1 pseudogene is annotated in these 806 nt (G+C 51.4%); it reads right to left on the bottom strand.

What is annotated here, in order from left to right:
* Nucleotides 1-806: pseudogene (locus QMX84_RS26310) on the bottom strand (sugar-binding protein); the annotation flags it as partial.

The following is an 806-nucleotide window of genomic DNA, read 5'->3' as shown; positions in this document are numbered from 1 at the left end:
ATCTTGGTGACTGTTTTTGGCAATTGGCAATAAGCGGGTTGATCTTTGAAGTTCTTTTGCGGGTCGATGTAGTACTCGGTCTCGGTCACTGACAAGGTGTCTTCACTGCCCGCTTCGGCCTTTTGGGTAATTTGCTCGCTTACCAGCAAATGGTATTTATTGAATACTCGGTGAGTGCTTCGAACCGTTTGGTTGCGGGTGGCATCCCAAACATTTTCGGTGGTTTCGTATTGATAGTCGGCGCTGATTTTATAAAGGTTATCCAGTCCATCGTCACTCCACGCGATACCACTGCCAAACCCCAGGAAGTTTCGATCCTGCGAGTCGTATTCATAGCGGGTTTCACTGACTGGCTGGTCGAAACCCGGATCGCGCTTATGTATCTGAACCCGTGGCAGCTTGCGCCCGCTCAGCCCCGGAAACGAATGCCCCGCGGCTGAATAGGTAATGGTTTCGTGACCACCGGTGGGGGTATCAACGCTGGTGAGACAGGTTAGATCGTTATACATGCCGTAGACGAAGCGCCAGGAAGCGTTGTCGTCAGTTGGCAAAACGATAGTCCTGGTCTCACTGCCAATGATTTCAAGTTTAAATTCGGCTTCATACACCGTGCCGGGGTGCAGCAAGATCTTTAGCTCATTGTTAGTGCGCAGCAAGCTGATGAGCTCAGTGCCGTCAGCATTTTTTATGCTGCTAAGCAGCGGCTCAGTAAAGAAGGGCGTGTACTGTAACGTCACGCTATGGCCCTGAGGTGAAAGCATTTGCACCGGCATGGCCAATCCGCCTTGGCCGACCTCAAGGATTTC

The sequence above is a fragment of the Pseudomonas sp. PS01297 genome (genome assembly GCF_029959305.1).
GTDB lineage: Bacteria > Pseudomonadota > Gammaproteobacteria > Pseudomonadales > Pseudomonadaceae > Aquipseudomonas > Aquipseudomonas helleri.
The sequence above is the reverse complement of the archived record's forward strand: the minus strand, read 5'-3'. Positions and strand labels throughout refer to the sequence as shown.